The sequence below is a fragment of the Deefgea salmonis genome, from assembly GCF_020531905.1.
In the GTDB taxonomy this organism is placed as follows: domain Bacteria; phylum Pseudomonadota; class Gammaproteobacteria; order Burkholderiales; family Chitinibacteraceae; genus Deefgea; species Deefgea salmonis.
On sequence record NZ_JAJAWG010000001.1, the window covers coordinates 626,992 to 647,863 of the forward strand.

Annotated in this window: 18 protein-coding genes; 5 read left to right on the forward strand and 13 right to left on the reverse strand. The window is 49.9% G+C overall.

Annotated elements, in window-relative coordinates:
• Nucleotides 1-2: 2 nt before the first annotated feature.
• The 3 genes from LG219_RS02805 to LG219_RS02815 all read left to right on the forward strand — a co-directional run bounded on the left by LG219_RS02805 (nt 3) and on the right by LG219_RS02815 (nt 2,945).
• Nucleotides 3-785 carry an SDR family NAD(P)-dependent oxidoreductase gene (locus LG219_RS02805; RefSeq protein WP_226763022.1) on the forward strand — a complete coding sequence of 261 codons (783 nt, stop codon included), beginning with the start codon at nt 3-5 and terminating at the stop codon, nt 783-785.
• Nucleotides 782-1,207, forward strand: a complete 426-nt coding sequence (locus LG219_RS02810) for a nuclear transport factor 2 family protein (protein ID WP_226763023.1) — start codon at nt 782-784, stop codon at nt 1,205-1,207. Before LG219_RS02805 ends, LG219_RS02810 begins: the two co-directional genes overlap by 4 nt.
• A 118-nt stretch (nt 1,208-1,325) precedes the next feature.
• Nucleotides 1,326-2,945, forward strand: a complete 1,620-nt coding sequence (locus LG219_RS02815) for a response regulator (RefSeq protein ID WP_226763024.1) — start codon at nt 1,326-1,328, stop codon at nt 2,943-2,945.
• On the opposite strand, the gene ybaK is transcribed toward LG219_RS02815, so the two are convergent.
• Nucleotides 2,942-3,430 (reverse strand): Cys-tRNA(Pro) deacylase, encoded by a 489-nt coding sequence (gene ybaK / locus LG219_RS02820; RefSeq protein WP_226763025.1) that lies wholly within the window; start codon nt 3,428-3,430, stop codon nt 2,942-2,944. The genes LG219_RS02815 and ybaK overlap by 4 nt on opposite strands.
• Nucleotides 3,431-3,492: 62 nt before the next feature.
• On the opposite strand from ybaK, the gene LG219_RS02825 reads away from it, so the two are divergent.
• Together LG219_RS02825 and LG219_RS02830 are read left to right on the forward strand one after the other, a co-directional pair.
• Nucleotides 3,493-4,956 carry a protein adenylyltransferase SelO gene (locus tag LG219_RS02825; protein WP_226763026.1) on the forward strand — a complete coding sequence of 488 codons (1,464 nt, stop codon included), beginning with the start codon at nt 3,493-3,495 and terminating at the stop codon, nt 4,954-4,956.
• Nucleotides 4,957-5,180: 224 nt separating this feature from the next.
• On the forward strand, nt 5,181-6,650 hold the full coding sequence (locus LG219_RS02830) for an inorganic phosphate transporter (protein WP_226763027.1): 1,470 nt from the start codon (nt 5,181-5,183) through the stop codon (nt 6,648-6,650).
• Between the two features lie 110 nt (nt 6,651-6,760).
• On the opposite strand, the gene LG219_RS02835 is transcribed toward LG219_RS02830, so the two are convergent.
• The 12 genes from LG219_RS02835 to LG219_RS02890 all read right to left on the reverse strand — a co-directional run bounded on the left by LG219_RS02835 (nt 6,761) and on the right by LG219_RS02890 (nt 20,114).
• Nucleotides 6,761-7,933: an O-succinylhomoserine sulfhydrylase gene (locus tag LG219_RS02835; protein WP_226763028.1), complete on the reverse strand. Its 1,173-nt coding sequence runs from the start codon at nt 7,931-7,933 to the stop codon at nt 6,761-6,763.
• A 90-nt stretch (nt 7,934-8,023) separates the two neighbouring features.
• Nucleotides 8,024-9,568 (reverse strand): amidophosphoribosyltransferase, encoded by a 1,545-nt coding sequence (gene purF, locus LG219_RS02840; protein WP_226763029.1) that lies wholly within the window; start codon nt 9,566-9,568, stop codon nt 8,024-8,026.
• Nucleotides 9,569-9,605: 37 nt separating this feature from the next.
• Nucleotides 9,606-10,097 (reverse strand): CvpA family protein, encoded by a 492-nt coding sequence (locus LG219_RS02845; protein WP_226763030.1) that lies wholly within the window; start codon nt 10,095-10,097, stop codon nt 9,606-9,608.
• Nucleotides 10,094-10,894 (reverse strand): SPOR domain-containing protein, encoded by an 801-nt coding sequence (locus LG219_RS02850; protein WP_226763031.1) that lies wholly within the window; start codon nt 10,892-10,894, stop codon nt 10,094-10,096. The genes LG219_RS02845 and LG219_RS02850 overlap by 4 nt, the downstream gene beginning before the upstream one ends.
• Nucleotides 10,894-12,180 carry a bifunctional tetrahydrofolate synthase/dihydrofolate synthase gene (gene folC, locus LG219_RS02855; RefSeq protein WP_226763032.1) on the reverse strand — a complete coding sequence of 429 codons (1,287 nt, stop codon included), beginning with the start codon at nt 12,178-12,180 and terminating at the stop codon, nt 10,894-10,896. The genes LG219_RS02850 and folC overlap by 1 nt, the downstream gene beginning before the upstream one ends.
• Nucleotides 12,181-13,047, reverse strand: a complete 867-nt coding sequence (gene accD / locus LG219_RS02860) for an acetyl-CoA carboxylase, carboxyltransferase subunit beta (RefSeq protein WP_226763033.1) — start codon at nt 13,045-13,047, stop codon at nt 12,181-12,183. It abuts the gene before it with no gap.
• A 21-nt stretch (nt 13,048-13,068) separates the two neighbouring features.
• Nucleotides 13,069-13,872, reverse strand: a complete 804-nt coding sequence (gene trpA / locus LG219_RS02865) for a tryptophan synthase subunit alpha (RefSeq protein WP_226763034.1) — start codon at nt 13,870-13,872, stop codon at nt 13,069-13,071.
• A 61-nt stretch (nt 13,873-13,933) separates the two neighbouring features.
• On the reverse strand, nt 13,934-15,139 hold the full coding sequence (gene trpB / locus LG219_RS02870) for a tryptophan synthase subunit beta (RefSeq protein ID WP_226763035.1): 1,206 nt from the start codon (nt 15,137-15,139) through the stop codon (nt 13,934-13,936).
• 32 nt (nt 15,140-15,171) lie between these two features.
• A complete protein-coding gene (locus tag LG219_RS02875) occupies nt 15,172-15,789 on the reverse strand; it encodes a phosphoribosylanthranilate isomerase (RefSeq protein ID WP_226763036.1) in 618 nt (205 codons plus the stop codon).
• 19 nt (nt 15,790-15,808) lie between these two features.
• Nucleotides 15,809-16,645 (reverse strand): tRNA pseudouridine(38-40) synthase TruA, encoded by an 837-nt coding sequence (gene truA / locus LG219_RS02880; protein WP_226763037.1) that lies wholly within the window; start codon nt 16,643-16,645, stop codon nt 15,809-15,811.
• Nucleotides 16,591-17,184 carry a hypothetical protein gene (locus tag LG219_RS02885; protein WP_226763038.1) on the reverse strand — a complete coding sequence of 198 codons (594 nt, stop codon included), beginning with the start codon at nt 17,182-17,184 and terminating at the stop codon, nt 16,591-16,593. The genes truA and LG219_RS02885 overlap by 55 nt, the downstream gene beginning before the upstream one ends.
• Before the next feature lie 59 nt (nt 17,185-17,243).
• Nucleotides 17,244-20,114 (reverse strand): motility hub landmark protein FimV, encoded by a 2,871-nt coding sequence (locus tag LG219_RS02890; RefSeq protein WP_226763039.1) that lies wholly within the window; start codon nt 20,112-20,114, stop codon nt 17,244-17,246.
• Nucleotides 20,115-20,872: the final 758 nt, after the last annotated feature.

Consider the following 20,872-nt stretch of genomic DNA (forward strand, 5'->3'; position numbering starts at 1 on the left):
TCATGTGGGCCCCACTCAATCGTCCGATTCAAAATTGGACTGGGCAACGCGTCTGGTTGATCGGCGCTTCCAGCGGGATTGGCGCGGCGTTGGCGCAGCAGGCTCTTGCGGCTGGGGCAACGGCCATTGTCTCGGCGAGACGCCAACCACAGCTTGAGCAAGTCGCCAACAGTCATCCTAAAGCGCTGATTGTGCCATTTGATGTGCTTGACACGGCGGCATGGCAAAGCAGTTACACCCAGATCGTGCAGCAAATCGGCGGGGTGGATCTCATTGTATTTTGCGCCGCCGATTATCGGTCTGAGCGCAGCTGGGAAGTCAATCCCGCCACGGCAGCACAAACGTTGCAAACTAATTTGGGCAGTGTGTACGCCGGATTGGCGACCATATTACCCGAGCTCATGGCGCGCGGCAGTGGCGGCATTGGCTTAATCGCCAGTGTGGCGGGCTACATGGGCTTGCCCAACGCCAGCGTATATGGACCGACCAAAGCGGCATTGATCAATTTAGCCGAGATTTTATATGGCGATTTACACCCCAAAGGTTTGAATGTGTATTTAATAAATCCGGGCTTTGTCAAAACGCATCTGACCGACAAAAACGACTTCACGATGCCGGCACTGCAAACGCCAGAACAAGCGGCAACAGCGATTTGGCGTGGCATCAGCGCCGGTAAATTTGAAATTCACTTTCCACGACGCTTTACCCAAGTGCTTAAATTATTGCAACTCCTCCCGTACCGCTGCCGATTTGCGCTGCTCTCTCATTTGGTCAAAACCCCATGAACACCTTAATCCCACTCCTGAACTGGTACAGCACACTCACGCCACAGACGGTGCAATTTGCCAAACAGTTTTACGCGCCAAACGCCAAATTCAAAGACCCGTTTAATGAAGTAACCGGCGTGCCAGCCATTGAAAGTATTTTTAAACACATGTTCGCCACCACCGACAACCCGCGTTTTATCATCGGCGAGACCATCGCACAAAATCAGCAAGCATTTGTCACATGGACTTTTGAATTCAGCCTGAAGGGCAAACCGTATCAAATCGTCGGCGGCTCGCATTTAGTGTTTGATGAGGCTGGTTTGGTGACGCTGCATCGCGACTATTGGGATGCCGCCGAAGAGTTACTGCAAAAACTCCCCATCATCGGCGCACCGATTCGCTGGTTACGAAAGCGTTTTTCTGTTGTCAGCGCTGACTAATTTCTAGCCATCCCCCAAGCCAGCAATGTGCACTTCATTGCCAGAAACACCAGCAAGCCTTGAGCTTGGGCCAAAATAGCCGATAGTAAGCCTACTACAGCTAAAAAGTCAGATCGAAATGGCCGATGATTTCTCTCAAGCACATGTATTGATTGCGGACGATGCGCCCACCGTCCGGCAATCACTGCGGATGACCCTCGCTCAATGCGGTATCAATCGGGTGGATGCCGCCAGCAGCATTGGCGAAACACGTCGCCGCTTACGCAACGCGCAATACGATGTGGTGTTATGTGACTACCATTTTGGCGAAGGCATGAATGGCCAAGAGCTACTGGAAGAACTACGCCAAAGCAGTGAATTACCGCTCTACACCATTTGGATCATGATCACCGCTGAAGCGGCGTATGAAAAAGTCGTCGCCGTTGCCGAAATTGGCCCGGATGACTACCTCATCAAACCTTTCACCAGTGCACGACTAACTCAACGCCTCTCGCTAGCGTGGAAGCGCAAACGTTTTTTAAAGCCGATCTACGACAAAATCAATGAAGATGACGTCAGTGGCGCCATTGCTGCCGCCAAAGAACTCATCCCCAAAGCCGAAGGCTTTCGCAGCGACTTAATGCGGCTGCTGTCTAGTTTATTGCTTGAAGCCGGGCAACTTGAGCAAGCACGATTGCTGTTTGAAGAAATTCTCAGCCAAAGAATGATTCCGTGGGCCAAGCTTGGACTCGCCAAAGCACTAGTACGGCAAGGCAAAAAAAATCAAGCAGAAGGCACTTTGCAAGCAGCGATTGTTGAGCACGCGCAATATGTCGACGCGTATGAAGAACTGGCCTCGATGTATATGGCCGATGGCCGGCTTGACCAAGCGATGGCGGTATTTGAAAAATGCCTCGCAATGACGCCCAATAATGTCAGCCGACTGCAAAAAGCCGGCAATTTGGCCAATATGCTCGGCGACTCCGGCAAGGCGAAAAAACTACTTGAGCAAGCCGTTAAATGTGGCGGTAATTCAGCGGCGCTCAGCGCCGACACGGTACTGCAGCTGGCACTCGCCGCCCGTCGAGAAAACAATTCATCCGACGCAGAAAAATACCTACGCTTGGTCAAAGAAATCGCCAAAAAAGACCATAGCGTTAAAAACAGAATCATCGACCTGATCGCAACCGCGATTTACGAAGGCAAACCGCAATTACTCAATCAAATCGAAGTGCATTTAAGTGACGCGGAGATGACGCAAGAAATCGCCACCAGCTTTATTATGGCGGCCGATTTAATTTGTCCAGCCACAGTTGAAGGCGAAACCCCAACGGGCGACGCGCCGCCTTATAAATGGCTACGGCAGATTAGCCAACGTTTTATTACCACTCGGCATATTTCAGGTCTACTGGAAAGCGCCGCCAATATGCGGCCAACGTGGAAAGAATATATTTTGCAAGTCGGGCAAGAAGTGAATGAACTCAACAATACCGGCGTACAGTTGATGCTTAAATCGGCGTTCACCGAGGCCATTGATTTACTGCTGCCAGCAGCACAAAACACCTGCAATAACCGCCTCATGCTCTCGACCAGCCACGCGATTGTGAAATACCTGAAGACCCAACCCGACATCGATAAAAAAGAACGCTACGCCTTAATTAGCGTCGCCAGCGGCATGATTGATCGCTTACGCGGCCTAATCGATGCAGGCACTCAGCACAGTCTGAGTCAAGATCTACAGCAACTTTTTGACCATTAATAGGCATCAATGGCCACGTCCACCCATTGCGGCTGCAAAACCCGCGCACAATCGGCAGGACGCATTCCGACCAAAAATCCACGACGACCACCGTTGATATAAATTTTATCGAGATCGGCGATTGAAGCTTGCATATAAACCGGCATTGTCTTCTTGGTACCAAATGGCGAAGTGCCACCGACAATAAAACCGCTGTGTTTATTGGCCACGTCTGGCGCACAAGGGCTCATGGTTTTACAGCCTAAAATTCGCGCCAAATTTTTGGTTGAAACCTCGCAATCGCCATGCATCAAAACCACAGCGGGCTGCTTTTTCTCGTTTTCCATGATCAATGTCTTAATCACGCAATGCTCTGGCACGCCAAGCTCTCGCGCCGACACCGCAGTCCCGCCTTTGTCTTCATACGCATAAAGATGCTCGGTATAGGTAATCTGATGCGCTCGCAGCACACGAATGGCATTGGTCACTGAAATTTTTTCACTCATTGCCTCATCCACCTTCTTATTTTGCGGCATAATATCCGACTAAATTACTCAACAATACAACCATGCCCACACAACTTGGCCAGCTCCCTCCTGCACGACGTTTTCAAGCGTTAGGAACGTCTTTTTATTGTGCAACACCCACCACGCCCATGGCAAACGCCAACGTTGTGGCATGGAATGCGCCATTAGCAGCGACGCTTGGTTTGTCCGCACAAAAAGAGCAAGTACATCTGGCTGATTATCTAGTGGGCAATCAAACACCGCAAGACACCACCCCGATTGCCAGCGTGTATGCTGGCCACCAATTTGGCATTAACGCAGGTCAACTGGGTGATGGCCGCGCCGTCATCACCGCCGAGCTCACCGATCCACAGCAGCGGGTTTGGGAAGTTCAACTCAAAGGCGCGGGCCCCACGCCGTACTCGCGTCGCGGCGATGGTCGGGCGGTATTGCGCTCAACCATCCGTGAATACTTGTGCTGCGAGGCAATGCATGGCCTGGGTATACCAACAACTCGGGCACTGGGTATTGGTGGCTCACCGCAATCCATTTGGCGAGAAACCCGCGAAACTGCCGCAGTATTGACTCGACTGGCACCGACCTTTGTTCGTTTTGGTCATTTTGAACATCAGTACTACCGCAATAACATCGAAGCGTTGCAGCAACTGGCCGATTGGACTTTGCAATACCACTACCCAGAATGCCAAGCCGCCGCACAACCCTATCTGGCGATGTTTGCTCAGATCATCGAAAAAACCGCGCACACCATCGCGCAGTGGCAAGCGGTAGGGTTTTGTCATGGCGTAATGAACTCGGACAATATGTCCATCCTTGGCCTCACGCTAGATTATGGCCCGTTCGGCTTTCTCGACGGGTTTAATCCGGGCCACATTTGCAATCATTCCGACGACACCGGTCGCTACGCGTATCAACAGCAGCCACAAATCGGGCTATGGAACTTACATTGCCTTGGACAGGCATTATTACCGCTGATAGCAAAAACTGACTTACTGGCGGCACTCAGCCAATACCAAGCTCAGTTTGAAACCGCTTTTGCTGAGCAACTGCGGCAAAAACTCGGCCTCACGCTCTGGCACGAGGAAGATTGGACGCTGGTCACCGATTTATTTGAATTGCTGCAAGGCGCGCAAACCGATTGGACGTATTTTTGGCGCACCTTGTCGCACTGGATGGCACAGCAAAATGACGCACCATTGCACGATCTTATTTTGGATCGCACCGGCTTTGCCGCTTGGCTGACGCGTTATCGCACGCGTTTAGCACTAGATCCGCAGTCAAACCTTGCGCGCAGCCGCGCAATGCTCAACTGCAACCCCAAATTTATTCTAAGAAATCATTTGGCCGAAATCGCCATTCGTCAGGCTGAAGATCAAGGCGACATGAGTGAAATCGAGCGCCTACGCGCGTGTTTAGCGCAGCCTTTTGATGAACAAATTGAAAATGAGCATTACGCCCATCTCCCGCCTGATTGGGCCAGTACGCTTTCAGTGAGCTGCTCTTCTTAGGGTCGGTTGAAGTTTGGTTTCGCGCCATGCTGAATCGATTTTCGCGGTGAATCAAGGCGTAGTTAGCGATGCATAGTCATACTATCTCCGCTTACTACACCCTACGATCCGCCGCTAAAGCCCCTTTTTTTGAGATCATTCTGATCTAGCACCACAAACAAGCCAACGGAATACAGCATATTCTGCGATAATTCGCCGCATCATCTTTTTGTAACAATTGAACCATGCCCGAAATATTCACTGGTTTAGACACCATTACGGCCATTAGTTTAGCCTTAGCACTGCTTTTTGTTTTGGCTTACGAATTCATTAATGGTTTTCACGACACCGCCAATGCAGTAGCGACGGTTATTTACACCAAGGCGATGCCGGCGAATTTAGCGGTTGTTGCTTCCGGTTGTTTCAACTTTTTGGGCGTATTACTCGGTGGACTTGGCGTCGCTTACGCCATCATCCATTTGCTACCCGTTGAGCTACTGCTGAACGTCAATAGCAGCCATGGCTTGATCATGGTGTTTTCTTTGCTCTCGGCCGCCATTATCTGGAACTTAGGCACGTGGTATCTGGGCATTCCTGCCTCGAGCTCACACACGCTGATTGGCTCGATTTTAGGCGTTGGCATTATGCATGCCATGCTGAATGGCAATCATTGGTTACACGGGATTAACACCCAAAAAGCCATCGACATTTTACTGTCATTGCTGATTTCACCCGCGCTGGGCATGATTCTGGCCGGTATTTTGCTAATCGCACTCAAACGCTATTTTAGCCAGTCACACATGCACCTCACCCCCGACGAGCGTAAAGCCATCGACGGCAAAAAGCACCCACCGTTTTGGACTCGCGTCACACTCATTGCCTCAGCCATGGGTTTGAGCTTTGCGCACGGCTCCAATGATGGACAAAAAGGCATCGGCTTAGTGATGTTGGTTTTAGTAGGTTTAGCGCCAGGTAACTTTGTGCTCGATCGCACCAGCAGCATTTATGATATTGAGCGCACGCGTGATGCGGCGATTCATATCAAAGATTTTTATGCGGGTCATGCCGACAAAATCAATCAATCGCTACATCTAGGCCCGATGAGCACCGATTTGCCTGCGCAATTTGAATGCAAACCTGAAGTTACCTATGCCGCAATCAATGCACTCGATGGCATGCTCAACAAGGTCAAATCATACAATGACCTGAGTGCGGAACAGCGCATTAGCACCCGTCGAATCTTACTTTGTGTCGATGATACCGCCAAGAAAGTCAGCAAATTGCCGATTTGGACTTCGCACGAAAAACATAGCCTAGATCAATTTCGTAAAGACCTCACCACCACCACTGAATACGCGCCGCAATGGGTGATTGTCGCGGTCGCTTTAGCGCTGGGCTTGGGCACGATGGTAGGCTGGAAACGAATTGTCTACACCGTTGGTGAAAAGATCGGCAATAAAGGCATGACCTATTCCCAAGGCAATGCGGCGCAAATTACCGCTGCGCTGGCCATTGGGATTGCCAGCTGGACGGGCATGCCGGTTTCAACGACGCATATTTTGTCATCGGCGGTTGCCGGCACCATGGTGGCCAATAAGAGCGGTTTACAGTCGAGCACCGTGAAAAACATCGCGATCGCTTGGGTGCTAACCTTACCGGTGACGATCTGTATGTCTGCCGGACTTTTCTGGCTCGCTAGCAAAATATTTGTCTGATACTGGCCTAAATCGCACGTAACTCACGCCCAATAAAAAACCCGCAATGCGGGTTTTTTATTGGGTATTACCCTGCAACATATAGTGCATAAACCATAGCGCGCAATACCCTATAGGCCCGTCAGTAAGTCTTGAATCAAATCATCGGTATACTCTAAACCGACAGAAATACGCACCATCCCATCCGAGATCCCCGCAGCAGCACGCGCTTCAGGCGTTAAACGGCCATGCGACGTGGTTGCTGGATGAGTGATGGTAGTGCGTGTATCGCCCAGATTGGCGGTTCGACTCATGAGCTGCACCGCATCAATCAACGCCCAAGCGGCCGCCTTACCGCCTTTTAATTCAAACGACAACACGCCACCCGCCCCAGTTTGCTGACGTTGCGCCAAGTCGTATTGTGGGTGCGACGGCAAGCCGGGGTAATAAACCCGCGCAATTTGTGGCTGCACCTCTAACCACTGCGCCAATTTAAGCGCATTTTCACAATGCGCCTTCATCCGTAAACCCAAAGTTTCCAAGCCTTTGAGCAACACCCAAGCGTTAAACGCCGACAACGTCGGCCCTGCCGTGCGTAAAAAGAGATAAATCGGCTCAATCAAAATATGACTACCGACGACCGCCCCACCTAAAACTCGGCCTTGGCCATCAATAAATTTGGTCGCCGAATGCACCACCAAATCTGCCCCGAGTTTTAAGGGCTGCTGTAAAGCTGGTGAGCAAAAGCAATTATCAACCGCCAACAGCGCGCCATGCCGATGCGCAATTTCGGCAATCGCCGCAATATCAGCAATCTCAGTCAGTGGATTATTGGGGGTTTCTAAAAAGAACAACTTGGTATTGGTTTGCGCGGCAGCTTCCCACGCGCTTAAATCCGTTTGCGCGGCATAGCTCACCGTCACGCCGAATTTAGCCAAATAAGTATTGAATAATTGAATGGTTGCGCCAAATAAGCCGCTAGACGCCACGATATGATCGCCCGACTTCAGATGGGCCATGCACAAAGCCAAAATCGCACTCATTCCAGAAGCCGTAGCCACCGCACGCTCACCACACTCCAAGGCGGCCAAACGCTGCTCAAAGGCCGCCACTGTCGGATTAGTGAAACGCGAATAAATATACCCCGGCATTTGACCAGTAAACTTCAGCGCAGCTTCTTCGGCTGAGCCCACCACAAAACTAGAAGTCAGATATAAAGCATCGGAATGCTCACCAAACTCAGAGCGCATCGTTCCGGCGCGAACGGCTAATGTTTCGGGGTGAAGATCATTTAAATTCAGCATGATGATTGACTTAATCCAATAAAACGAGCCAATAAAAACGACCCAATAAAAACGGGAGCCATCGCTCCCGTTTTTATTGGGTGCGTGCAATTAAATTAAATTTTGCTCTGCAACACCAATATTCATATCCAAAATACGGCTATCGGCATCACCATCAGCCGCCTTGGTCGACAATGGCGAAATTCGTTTTGCCTCTAATTCATCCAAATAGGCATCGGTAATATCGCCAGTAATGTATTTACCATCAAAGCAGGAGGTTTCAAAGTCGGTAATTTTGCCGCCACTGGCATCGGTACAGGCTTGAATCAACGCATCCAGTTCTTGGTAAATCACCACATCCGCACCGATTTCTTGGGCAATTTGCACGGCATCACGATCAGTCGCAATCAACTCAGCACGCGTTGGCATATCAATGCCATACACATGTGGAAACTTAACCGGTGGCGCAGCCGAAGCCAAATAGACTTTATTCGCGCCGACATCACGCACCATTTGCACGATTTCTTTTGACGTCGTTCCACGCACAATCGAATCATCCACCAGCAAAACATTCTTGCCGCGGAACTCAACCGCAATTGGGTTCAGCTTTTGGCGCACTGATTTTTTGCGACTCGCCTGCCCCGGCATAATAAAAGTACGGCCGATATAGCGGTTTTTCATGAAGCCTTCACGATACGGCAAGCCCAAAGCATCCGCTAGTTGCAACGCTGCATCACGGCTGGTGTCCGGAATCGGGATCACCACATCAATATCCAGAGCGGGGACTAGCTTACGTACTTTGTCGGCCAGTTGTTCGCCCATTTTCAAGCGAGACTCATGCACCGAAATGCCATCAATCACCGAGTCCGGCCGGGCAAAGTAAACATGCTCAAAAATGCACGGCACCAATACCGGATTAGGATGACATTGGCGGCTAGACAATTGGCCATCAAAAGTCACATAAATCGCTTCGCCCGGCGCAACGTCACGCATAAACTTAAAGCCCAGCACATCCAGCGCCACCGACTCACTGGCCACAATGTACTCCATGCCTTCTGGCGTTTCGTGGCAACCTAAAGACAGCGGACGAATACCATGTGGATCACGAAATGCCACCATGCCAAAGCCGGCGATAATCGCGACTACCGCATACGCACCTTTGACTCGCTTATGCACCGCAGTAATCGCATCAAATACAGTATCAGCATCCAGTTGCGGCCCAGACACACGGCGCGACAATTCATGTGCAAACACATTGCACAGCGCTTCCGAATCCGAATTGGTATTAATGTGCCGCAGATCAGTGCGGTACATATCTTCTTTTAGCTGCTTATCGTTGGTCAGATTACCGTTATGCGCCAATACAATCCCAAAAGGACTGTTGACGTAAAACGGCTGTGCTTCGGCCAAGCTCGAAGCCGAACCCGCAGTTGGATAGCGAACGTGGCCGATGCCGACATTCCCCATTAAAGAACGCATATTGCGCGTGCGAAACACGTCGCGAACCAGGCCTTGGCCTTTATGCATATGAAGCACTTGCTGTTCAGCAGTGACAATACCGGCAGCATCTTGCCCACGGTGCTGCAGAACCAGCAGCCCGTCGTACAACATTTGATTTACCGGAGTTTTAGCGACCACACCTACAATGCCACACATTGGTCAAGATTCCTTGCGTCTACAACACATTAAAAAATCATTCGAAATTAATTCGACTAGCAAAAGCAAGCGGCAGCCATGGTTTTACCACGAAGGCACTTTGCTCAAATAAGGGACTAAACATTGCATTTCGCCACATCGGCTCTTTGGGCAAACTGGTCAAGCCGGCCAGCATCACCAAAGTCAGCATCAATAAAAACCCACGCATCACCCCAAAACCCGCACCCAAAACCCGATCAATCGGCTTAAATCCGGTGGCTTTTACAAATTGGTTCAGAGTGATTCGTACGATGGCAGAAAACAACCACGTCACAAAAAACAGCGCAATAAAGGCCGCCAAATAACGTATTGCATCAGTTGGAATACTTTCTGGCATCCAGAGCGCGACCATCGTTGCGTAATGCATCGCAATCCAAAAAGCGAAAATCCAAGCCAACAAAGCCAATAATTCTTGCGTTAAGCCACGCATCACAGACAGCAAAATAGACAGCCCGACGATGGTCAAAGCAATATAGTCAAACGCGGTCATGGCGCGGCCTTAGCCACCAAAGAGCCCGATACACCCATATCACGCATGATTTTCAACCATGCTTTGGCTTTCGCCTCATCCTCAGTCGGGCCCACTCGAACACGAGTTAGCGCGCCCTTACTGGTATTAATTTGCTCGCTGCTGACACGAACACCCGCCGATTTCAGTTTCGCCACCATTTGCGCGGCTTTATCAGCATCGGCATAAGCGCCAACCTGAATAAAATAGGTCTTTTTATCTAGTTTTTTTTCTGTCGGCAGCGAATGACTGGTTTTCCCCGACAAGATGGCCGCAGGATCAGCCTCAATGGCCGCAGCAACTTCTGGTTTTTTCTCTGGCAACGGCTTTTTAACCACCGGTTTGGGCGTTGCTTTAATCACGACGGGTGACGGTGGCGTCGTCAGCACCGGCGATACACTGGGTGCCGGTGTGGCTACGGGGGTTGCGTTTGGTGTTGGTGTCGGTACCGCCGCATCAACTGCGACTTGATGATTGACTAATTTGCCAGGTAAAGTCACCGCAGCCACTTGCGAGGCGTCCAATTGCGGCAAGGCAGCCTCAGTAACCACCGCTGAAGCAGGTAGCGCATTGAGCGGTGCGGTTTGCACAATCGACGAGAGCGCCGGCGCACTGGAGATGATTTCAACCGGATGATTGTCGATTAAATTTTTTGGTGGCTCACCATCTAACACCGTCCACAAAAAAATCAAGGCAAACACCACCAAGGCGATCGCCCCGACCAAACGCCGACGAGCGCGTTTTCTCAGTTGCTGCAGTTCATCACTCACATTTGCCATTACTTTGCTTGCCCACGCGCCACCATGACCTCAGCCACGGTAAAGAAAGATCCAAAGACCAAGATTCTATCAGCTTCAAGCGCACTCTTGCAGGCCGATTGATAGGCATCAGCGACAGCATCATACGTTTGAATTTGTGCTTGCGGATCAATTTGTAAAATAATCTTAGCCAAAGTGCCTGCTGGCGTAGCGCGTGATAAATCAGGCGCGGCCAAATACCAACAATCAACCCGATCAGCCAAAATACGCACCACGCCAACCATGTCTTTATCTTGCATCATGCCCAGCACGGCATGCGTTTTAGGGTGAAAACTCATACTATCTAAGCATGATTTTAACACTAAGGCGGCATGGGGGTTATGCGCTACATCCAGCACCACCGTTGGCCTACCGGGCAATACCTGAAAACGTGCTGGCCATTCAACTTCAAGCAAACCGCGCTTAATATCGCCCAACGTCACGGGCAATTGCGTGTGACACTCGTCCAAGACCGCCAACGCCAAACACGCATTATTTAATTGATATTGCCCCCGCAGCGCCGGTAAAGGCAAAGCATGGCGACGCAGCCCATTACGATGCCACCACGACCATTGCTGCCCTTCAATTTGCATTTGATAGCCAAAGTCGCGACCAATTAATCCGAGATCGGCGCCGATTTCTGCTGCGACATCCAGCAATGTCTGCGGCGGCTGAGGATCTGCGCATAACGCAGGCAAGCCTGAACGGTAGATGCCCGCCTTTTCCAACGCGATTTTTTCACGGGTGTCTCCCAAATAACTTTGATGATCAATGCCAACACTCACCACGGCAGCAACGGTTGGCTCAAAAATATTAACCGCGTCTAGCCGACCGCCCAATCCTACTTCCATAATCGCCACATCAACGTCTTGCGCAATAAATTGATGCATCGCAGCCAAGGTGCCGAATTCAAAGTAAGAGAGACTCGTACTACCGCGCGCAGATTCAATGGCACGAAAACTTGCCACAATCTCATCATCAGCGACCGGTTGACCATTAATCGCAATCCGCTCGTTGTAATGCAAGAGATGCGGTGAGGTATAAGTCCCCACCTTGTACCCAGCAATCACCAGTATCTGCGTCAACATCGCGCAGACTGAGCCCTTGCCATTGGTACCCCCTATGGTTAACACCGGAAACCGTGGCTGCAAGCGCATTTGATCTCGCACTTGTGTCACACGGCCCAGCCCCATATCAATGGCCACAGGATGCAAGGATTCCAAATAGCTTAACCATGTCGGTAAGTCATCTGCATTAAAAACTGCCATTTAATTCGCCGCAGGTTGACGGTTAAGTAAGGTAATCACATCCGCCAAGCGTTGACGCAATTCGCGGCGATCAACAATCATGTCAATCGCGCCTTTTTCTAGCAAAAATTCAGAGCGCTGAAAGCCTTCTGGCAAAGTCTCACGTACCGTTTGCTCGATCACACGCGGACCAGCAAAACCAATCAAAGCACCAGGTTCCGCCATAACTACATCGCCCAAAAAGGCAAACGAGGCGGAAACACCACCCATGGTTGGATCGGTCAACAAAGAAATAAACGGCAGTTTTTTATCGGCTAATTTGGTCAAAATGGCGCTGGTTTTCGCCATTTGCATCAATGAGCTCAAACCTTCTTGCATTCGAGCGCCGCCGGATGCGGATACGCAGATAAAAGGCATGTCATTTTCAATCGCCGCTTTCACACCACGAACAAAACGCTCCCCCACCACCGAGCCCATTGAGCCACCAATAAACTTAAATTCAAACGCAGCGACCACCACCGGCACGGTCAAAATGGACCCCTGCATGACGACCATCGCATCATCTTCACCAGTTGCAGCTTGCGCGGCGATCAAGCGATCCGGATAGCGTTTGCCATCTTTAAATTTTAAGATATCAACCGGTTTTACTTCTGCACCAATTTCAAACCGCCCCTCCGTATCGAGCAACTGATTCAGTCGCGCACGGGCAGGCACTGCATTATGAAAACCGCATTTAGGACAGACTTCTAAATTATTGGCTAGATCAGTGCGATATAACACGGCATTACACGCATTACATTTACTCCACAAACCCTCAGGCACCGCCGATTTGCTCGCTGTGGTGCGGCTTTGAATTTTCGGCGGTAATAATTTTTGCAACCAACTCATTGAAACACTCCTTAAACCTACTTAGCGACGCGCGCCATCCATTGCAATACGTACTTCAGACAAAAACGCACGCAAACGCTCAGCCAAACCCGCTTCGCCTAATTCAACTTCTTGAACCAACCGTGAACCAATCACCACCGCATCTGCAATCTGTGCCACAGCTTGCGCAGTGAGGGCGTCACGAATACCAAAACCCACCCCAATAGGGATAGAGATAAATTGTTTTAATACCGCCAGCTTCGCGGCGACATCCGCTACATCTAAGTTGGCCGAGCCGGTCACGCCTTTGAGCGAGACATAATACACATAACCGCTGGCCAATTCGGCCACCGCTTTCATCCGCGACGCTGGCGTGGTGGGTGCCAGCAAGAAAATCGGATCCAGCCCCCGCGCTTTAAATATTTTGGCCGACTCTAATGCCTCTTCAGGCGGCATATCTACGGTTAAAACACCGTCAACCCCAGCCTCAACGGCCGCTTGCGCAAACACATCATACCCCATGGCTTCAACCGGATTGGCATAGCCCATCAGCACGACAGGCGTTGTGGTATTGTCTTGGCGAAAATCGGCGACCAACTCAAGCACGCGCCGTAAAGACACTTTATGCAAGAGTGCACGCTCTGAGGCGCGCTGAATGACAGGACCATCGGCCATCGGGTCAGAAAAAGGCACACCCAGTTCAATCACATCGGCGCCGCCATCGACTAAGGCGTGCATTAATTCAACGGTCACCTCTGGGCGTGGGTCGCCAGCGGTAATAAATGGAATCAGCGCAGATCGATTCTGCGCCGCCAATTGTTGCATTACACTTTGAATACGAGACATAGGTATCTTTACCGCTTCATTGATTGACAATAGCTGGCGAGATATACCCCGCCAAACAAATTTACAGTTGAATGCCGCTCATTTTAGCAATCGTCGGAATATCTTTATCGCCACGCCCCGAGAGATTCACTAAAAGCACCTCATCTTTGCGCATGGTTTTGGCCATTTTCGCAGCTTGCGCCAAGGCATGACTCGACTCTAAAGCAGGGATAATCCCCTCGTAACGGCACAAATCATGAAACGCCGCCAATGCTTCATCATCATTAATCGCAACATATTCGGCGCGACCGATATCTTTTAAATGACTATGCTCAGGCCCAACGCCTGGATAATCCAAACCCGCAGAAATCGAATGCGTTTCACTAATCTGGCCATCGACATCTTGCATTAGATATGAGCGCTGCCCATGCAACACGCCATTTTTTGCATTCGATGTCAGTGGTGCAGCATGCCGTCCCGTTTCCACACCATCGCCGCCCGCTTCAACACCAATTAAGCGTACATTCGGCACATCAATGTAGGGATAAAAAATACCAATCGCATTCGAGCCTCCGCCCACACAAGCCAAAACTGCGTCAGGCTGACGGCCAATCATTTCTTGCATTTGTACTTTGCATTCTTCGCCGATCACCACTTGAAAATCACGCACCAATTGCGGATAAGGATGCGGGCCCGCAGCCGTGCCAATGATGTAATACGTCGAATCGACATTAGTCACCCAATCGCGCATCGCTTCATTCATTGCGTCTTTTAAGGTTTTGGTTCCCGATGTAACAGGCACTACCGTCGCACCCAGCAATTTCATTCGATATACGTTCGGCGCTTGGCGAACCACGTCTTCTGCGCCCATATACACCACGCATTCCATGCCATAACGTGCCGCCACCGTTGCCGATGCGACGCCATGTTGGCCGGCACCCGTTTCAGCAATCACGCGTTTTTTACCCATGCGTTTGGCCAACAAAGCCTGACCAATGGTGTTATTGACCTTGTGCGCACCGGTATGGTTTAAATCTTCGCGTTTTAAGTAAATTTGTGCGCCACCTAATGCACTCGACCAGCGTTTCGCATGATAAACCGGGCTCGGCCGGCCCACGTAGTGCTTTAGCACATAGCGATATTCATCCATAAAAGCCGGGTCTTTGATGGCTTTTTCAAACTCAATACGCAGCTCATCTAAAGCTGGCATCAAGGTTTCAGCGACATAAATGCCACCATGAGGACCAAAGTGACCACGGACATCGGGCTGCTGATAAATTTCGCTCATGACTCTCTCACATAAACTTTAAAGCAGATTAATTAAATAACGGCGCGAACAAATGACTCAACCAAAACTAAATCTTTAATACCCTTACACTGCTCCACACCACTAGACACATCCACCGCCCAAGGCTGCACGCAGGCAATCGCAGCAGCGACATTCTCTGGGTGCAAACCGCCTGACAAGATCAATGGCAACGGCCACTCATTCGGTAAGGCTTGCCAATCAAAACTTTCACCAGTGCCACCAGGAACGCCATCCACCCAAGCATCAAGTAAAATGCCCCGACACAAAGGAGAAACAAAACTCGCCGCGTATTCTAACAAATTTATGCCCGGTTTTACCCTCAGTGCTTTGATAAATGGACGACCAAACTGCGAACAAAAAGCCAGATCTTCATCGCCATGAAATTGCAGCAAGTCTAGCGGTACTTTTTCTAACACCGCGCTGACATTCTCTACCGACGCATTCACAAACAGCCCAACAGAAGCAACAAAGACGGGCAATGCCGCAACGATTTCAGCCGCCAGCGCGACCGAAACATGCCGCGGGCTTGGCGGATAAAATACCAAACCGATGGCGTCAGCCCCCAATAGCGCCACCTGACGTGCCGTAGCTGCATCGCGCAATCCGCAAATTTTTATTCGAGTTCGCATCAGAAACCCTTATAGCTAATTAAATTAATCCGTAGCGATACTCTGGCAAAGAGATCAATTCGAACTCAGGAGGATAGCTCACACCCGTTAAATAAAGACCGTCTGGCATAAACGTGGGGGGCGCGGAAGTTCTATTTTTTTGCGCCAATAACCAGCCCATCCACTCCGCTGAAGCCTTACCTTTACCAACGTGCAATAACGCACCCATGATATTGCGGACCATGTGATGCAAAAATGCGGTCGCAGAAAAATCAACGCATAGCATGTTGCCATGCTCGGTAATTTGAATTTTTTGCAATTGCTTGATTGGAGAGAGCGCCTGACATTCGGCAGCACGAAAACTACTAAAATCATGTTCGCCTAACAACAACTGCGCGGCAACACGCATCTGGGCGACATCAAGGTCGTAATGCACCCAACCGACCCGTCCAGCTTGCAAACTCGGGCGTATGGGGTGACGCAACAAGAGATAGCGGTAATGGCGTGCGGTCGCGACAAATCGAGCATGAAAATGCTGCGGCACTTCTTGCGCCCAAAGCACCGAAATCCCTGCGGGTAAAAAACTATTTACGCCTCGCACCCATGCGGTAATCGGGCGCGGTGCGTCACTGTCAAAATGGGCGATTTGCCGAGTAGCATGGACGCCAGCATCGGTACGTCCTGCCGCATGCATCCGAACTGGATGCCCAGCCATCCTACCAATTGCGCGTTCCATCTCGCCTTGGATTGTGTCCATCTGAGGCTGCACCTGCCAACCACTAAAATCACGACCATCGTATTCAATCGCTAAGGCAAATCGTTTCAACGCCAAAACCCACCCATCCCCAAAAAAATAGAATATACAATCAGCGCACATTGTCCAAACAGCAGACTCAATTGCAGTCGATTGATCGGAATATACGACAACACTAAGGCGTGATCTACCGGAGGTTGCGGCTGCAAAATCAGCGCCAATAAAGCCTTGAATCCCAATTTGGACTCCAGTAAGGACTCAGCCACCTGCAATGTTAAAGCAAAACGAACCGCAAATCGCGCTCGTACATTAGAAAAGTACTGCAAAGGAGATAAAAACAGGTAAAAAGAGGAGAAAACCTCGTTACTAGTCAGTCTTTTAAGTAGAATTTGCAAGCTAGCGGCAACAACTAGCAACCTCCCAACTTGATCAAACCCCAACCTTAAGCCAACATCCGTAGGCGATAACACCCCCAACCAAATATAGCGCCCAGGTGTACTCCAGCCATAGATCAGCACGGTAGCGAGTAAGAGCCACTTTAATTTTGACAAACTCCGTAGCAATCGTTGCCGAGCATACTGCGCAGCAACGAGCACGACGACTAAGGCCAAAGCCCAAAGATAATGGCGCTCAAGCCATGGCAGCAACAAGAGCAACCACAACCAAAGCGCCAAAAAATTCACCGGATGTAAATTCAGAATTAATTCCAGAGGCTAACCGTTTACAAATCAGCCAGAAGCGACTGCGCTAAGCCCTGCTGCTGCACATTTCCTTCTTGCAATGCCTCTTGCAGGATTTCTCGAGCGCCCTCAACATCCCCCATATCAATATACGCGCGAGCTAAGTCAATTTTTGTTTGTACTGGATCATCCGCAGAGAAGTCCATTTCACTTGAGGTCGCCGCCTCATCCAAGCTCAGACTAATATCATCCAAAGCGATATCTTCAGACCGGTTCAAATTAAGTTGCTCGTCAGCAGATGCCGTTTCTAACTCTGAACCGACCGGCACTGCCAAATCAAAATTGAAATCCAAACTCATATCATTGGCCGACTCAGCCGCCCCCACTTCTGAAATATGTTCAGAAAGCGGCTCAGGAAGATCTAACTCAGGCAGACTTTCCTCAGGCAAAGCCAAATCAAAAGTTGATGTCGGCGAGCTTAAATCAGCATCCAAATCCAAAGCGTTCGCCAAGGCGTCAAAATTTGATAAATCGAACTCGGCATCGGTATCCGCACCTACCTCTGCATCAAGTGAACCACCAAAATCAAATTCAGCCAATTCATCAAGATCAGACAGCGCCGCCGCCATTGAAGCGTCATCTACAGGCAAACCCATCGGCAAATCCAGCACCATCATTTCGCCCGCCAGCGGCAACTCGCCCTCACCCACAGTTGATGCAATCGATATCGCTTCCGCTTCCGCTTCCGCTTCCGCTTCCGCCTCATCCATACCCGCATCAGTCTTTAGAGGCGCTAACGTTGCGCTGGCAGCAAGATCAAAAGACAAGTCCTCAGCAAAATCAACATCCGCCCCTGGCAAGCTGTCAGTAGACTCAGACGCCAAACTAGGCTCATCAACAGGCAAATCGAGATCTGGCCCCTGCGATTGAGAAAAATCAGCTTCGGCTAAGTCAACTGACGGCGACTCTAAATCCAATTCAAAATCTAAGTCGTGGTTGACCGCTTCGGTCGTCGCGGCGACCGCCGCCCCCCCCATAACAATGGCAGCGACAGCCCGAGTATCAATCACTTCACTTTGCTGATACAACGGATTTTCTGGATCGATTTCGTGCCCTGTTTGCGCTACTCGTTCCCAATGCTCACCTTTGCCACCCAGCATGGCGAACAACGCAGAGGCATGCTCTTCGTAAGAGATTAAGTCTTTTCTAGCAGCATAAATATCCAGCAATTTCATCCGAATTTCATGCCGAGATGGGTCTTTATTTAACGCGTCTTTTAAAATCTCTTCTGCCTGCGCGTCTCGCCCATACGCCATATACACTTCAGCCTCGGCAATCGGATCAACTTCATCAGTGTCAATCGTCCCCAAGCCTTGCCGACTAAAATCAGTTAGGAACGAGTTTTCAGTGGATTGGGTGCTAATCACACCGCCGCCGGTACTTCCCAACACCGTATTGGCCTTTAAGTCTCCGCCGGTAATGATGCTATCTTCAAACACATTAGGACGCTGACGTCGTCGTACCATCCACAGTCCACCAACACCCAACAAAACGGCTAAAGCGCCTCCGCCCAATGCCAGCGGATTTTCAAACAAACTCCCAATAAAGCCGGTTTCCTCAGGTACATCGGCCACAACTTCAACGCGTTTTTTGGTTTTTACCGCTGGCGCGCTAGCAACACGACTCGCCACAACCGCACTCGCCACCGTCGGCAGTGCGGCGACCTCAACTTGCGAAGAGACTGAAGCCACTGGAGCCGCAGCAACGGCCTCTGCGCTAGCAGTTACACCGCTGGCTTTTGCCTTCATCGCAACCAAACGTTCCATATCATTGACGTTTTTTTGCAATTCTGCGACGCGCTGATTCGCTTCATTCAGCGCTTTTTGTCGTGCTGCGACTTCCTCCTCTAAAGCCTGCAGCTTAGCCAAATCGCCTGATTTTTTCGCTAAATCCACCGCTTTAGATAACTTCAAAACATCTTTATTTTTATCAACAGCACCTGCGCCTTGATCTTCAAGCTGCGTCGCAATTTTACCGCCAGCAGATTGAGCCACTAAATCTCGCGCAGAAGATTTTGCGGCAAGATCACCCAGCTTACTCCGGTACTCATTCCAATTTTCAGCCTGCACTTTGACTTCTTTGCTGGCCTGTTGAGCGCTGAGTGCTTGCATTTCTGCGACTGGCGGCAATCGTAAAATTTTGCCTCGTTTGAGCCGATTCATATTGCCATCAAAAGCATCTGGATTGTTACGGTACAAACCAACCAGCACCTGATCCAAACTCACGCCACTGGGCTGTACGGCCCTCGCCACGCCCGATAGCGTATCGCCACCTTTGGTTTTATACGACGCTTCAGCATCACGCGCTTCGGCCGAAGACTCGGTCGATCGCACCCTCTCATTTAAAGACGCAGACTGGACTTGATTCGGTTTCGACGATTTGATCACACCCGAACTACGCACGCCAGGCAAAGCACTCGCCGCAAACTTAGTCGATGCCGTCGGCGAATAACCAGCCGGATCAATCAAAGCGGTGTACTCTCGCTGAATACGACCGGACGCCCAATTAAGTTCCAACAAAAAATCAAGGTACGGCTCAGAAATTGCCTGCGATGACTTCACTGCAACATAGTGCTGACCATTACCTCGCTTCTCAATATTAAAACGCAAGCCCAAAGCCCCTGATGGGTAAGTAATTTGCGCATTCGAAAAAGCCTCCGGCGAAGCCAAGCTCACCACGAGTGAATCGGCCTCTCCGGGTAACACAGAAACCAAATCGATCTCTCCACGAAAAGGCTGCCCCAAGCCGGATAAAACATTCAGTCGACCCAAACCCGCTGCGTTAGCAAACCAAGGTAAAGCAGCCATCGTCACGGCCAATACGCATGTTTTAAATCGTGGCGTTTTAAGCACAAGCAATCTCCCAATCGCGATCATACTAAATTTTACTTCATTCTTATCTTGATTATATTCAACCAATAACAAACACGAATCAAGCACAAAACTTTCAAATTAAGACAGCGTAATTCAATAGCTATCGTATTACTGCAAATTATTTACAAAAACTTTCTCGATAATACTAACAATTCAATCTAGAGCAGAATTTTATATTCATTTTTTTGTTCGAGCGTAACAGACACGCTACGTTTTTTTGGTATTTTCGCCCAATTCCAAGTAAAAATAGCCCAAAATCATAAAGGGTTTAAATCCTGCATTGCAATTTGATGAGCGGCAGCCACCCAACAAAACCAAGACATCACCATAATTTGTAAAGTCTCTTTTGCTGTTTACAGGTCCTGCACTTTATTTTGCTGACGCAGCGCTTTAACACAAATTATCCCCGCAGATAGAGTAATATCGACAGAGTGAACGCTCAACCAAGCAACCCCAGCTGCATTGCATTAGACGGATTTAAATTCAGCAGTTCGAACCACGCATCACGTGCATTACCGCCAAATTCGCATTAATCGGCGGCAGCGATGGGCCGATTACGTCCAGCAATCGGCCGCACAGAACAAAAATCGCGAATATCCACACCTAAATATTGCGTTGCCACCCTTGCAGCTCAGCCAGCAACAAGTTTATGTCAGGCTTATTGTCATACACCAAGAGTCTGATACGCTCCTTTTTGCACATCAAGCCAATACAATACTCAGTTAAAAAAGACCTTC

Coding starts and splice junctions, on each gene's coding strand:
- LG219_RS02805 (WP_226763022.1), top strand. CDS start 3: ATGTGGGCCCCACTCAATCGTCCGATTCAAAATTGGACTGGGCAACGC.
- LG219_RS02810 (WP_226763023.1), top strand. CDS start 782: ATGAACACCTTAATCCCACTCCTGAACTGGTACAGCACACTCACGCCA.
- LG219_RS02815 (WP_226763024.1), top strand. CDS start 1,326: ATGGCCGATGATTTCTCTCAAGCACATGTATTGATTGCGGACGATGCG.
- ybaK (WP_226763025.1), bottom strand. CDS start 3,430: ATGAGTGAAAAAATTTCAGTGACCAATGCCATTCGTGTGCTGCGAGCG.
- LG219_RS02825 (WP_226763026.1), top strand. CDS start 3,493: ATGCCCACACAACTTGGCCAGCTCCCTCCTGCACGACGTTTTCAAGCG.
- LG219_RS02830 (WP_226763027.1), top strand. CDS start 5,181: ATGCCCGAAATATTCACTGGTTTAGACACCATTACGGCCATTAGTTTA.
- LG219_RS02835 (WP_226763028.1), bottom strand. CDS start 7,933: ATGCTGAATTTAAATGATCTTCACCCCGAAACATTAGCCGTTCGCGCC.
- purF (WP_226763029.1), bottom strand. CDS start 9,568: ATGTGTGGCATTGTAGGTGTGGTCGCTAAAACTCCGGTAAATCAAATG.
- LG219_RS02845 (WP_226763030.1), bottom strand. CDS start 10,097: ATGACCGCGTTTGACTATATTGCTTTGACCATCGTCGGGCTGTCTATT.
- LG219_RS02850 (WP_226763031.1), bottom strand. CDS start 10,894: ATGGCAAATGTGAGTGATGAACTGCAGCAACTGAGAAAACGCGCTCGT.
- folC (WP_226763032.1), bottom strand. CDS start 12,180: ATGGCAGTTTTTAATGCAGATGACTTACCGACATGGTTAAGCTATTTG.
- accD (WP_226763033.1), bottom strand. CDS start 13,047: ATGAGTTGGTTGCAAAAATTATTACCGCCGAAAATTCAAAGCCGCACC.
- trpA (WP_226763034.1), bottom strand. CDS start 13,872: ATGTCTCGTATTCAAAGTGTAATGCAACAATTGGCGGCGCAGAATCGA.
- trpB (WP_226763035.1), bottom strand. CDS start 15,139: ATGAGCGAAATTTATCAGCAGCCCGATGTCCGTGGTCACTTTGGTCCT.
- LG219_RS02875 (WP_226763036.1), bottom strand. CDS start 15,789: ATGCGAACTCGAATAAAAATTTGCGGATTGCGCGATGCAGCTACGGCA.
- truA (WP_226763037.1), bottom strand. CDS start 16,645: ATGTGCGCTGATTGTATATTCTATTTTTTTGGGGATGGGTGGGTTTTG.